The sequence below is a fragment of the Paenalicyclobacillus cellulosilyticus genome (assembly GCF_014647315.1).
GTDB classification, from domain to species: Bacteria; Bacillota; Bacilli; order Alicyclobacillales; family Alicyclobacillaceae; genus Alicyclobacillus_J; species Alicyclobacillus_J cellulosilyticus.
This window is the reverse complement of record NZ_BMOY01000162.1, coordinates 1-572: the sequence shown is the minus strand read 5'-3', so window position 1 is coordinate 572 and position 572 is coordinate 1. Positions and strand designations below refer to the sequence as shown.

The 572-nt window shown below is 40.7% G+C and carries 1 rRNA gene; it reads left to right on the top strand.

Annotated elements, in window-relative coordinates:
• Positions 1 to 101 precede the first annotated feature (101 nt).
• A 16S ribosomal RNA gene (locus IEX97_RS13375) occupies positions 102 to 572 on the top strand; the annotation flags it as partial.

The following is a 572-nucleotide window of genomic DNA, read 5'->3' as shown; positions in this document are numbered from 1 at the left end:
GTCTATTCAAAAAAACATGAGTGATAATTTTGTAATTTAAGTAATTATAAAATATGTCAGTTTCAAAACTACATAAAGATTAAAGAGATTTAATCAAAAAATTTATGGAGAGTTTGATCCTGGCTCAGAGTGAACGCTGGCGGCGTGCTTAACACATGCAAGTCGAACGAGAACGGATTATAGCTTGCTATAATTGTCAGCTAAGTGGCGCACGGGTGAGTAATGTATAGGTAATATGCCTCTTACTAAGGGATAACAATTGGAAACGATTGCTAATAAAGGGAAAGATTTATTGGTAAGAGATTAGCCTGTATTGTATCAGTTAGTTGGTGGGGTAATGGCCTACCAAGACGATGACGCATAACTGGTTTGAGAGGATGATCAGTCACACTGGAACTGAGACACGGTCCAGACTCCTACGGGAGGCAGCAGTGGGGAATATTGCACAATGGACGAAAGTCTGATGCAGCAACGCCGCGTGGAGGATGACACATTTCGGTGCGTAAACTCCTTTTATATAAGAAGATAATGACGGTATTATATGAATAAGCACCGGCTAACTCCGTGCCAGC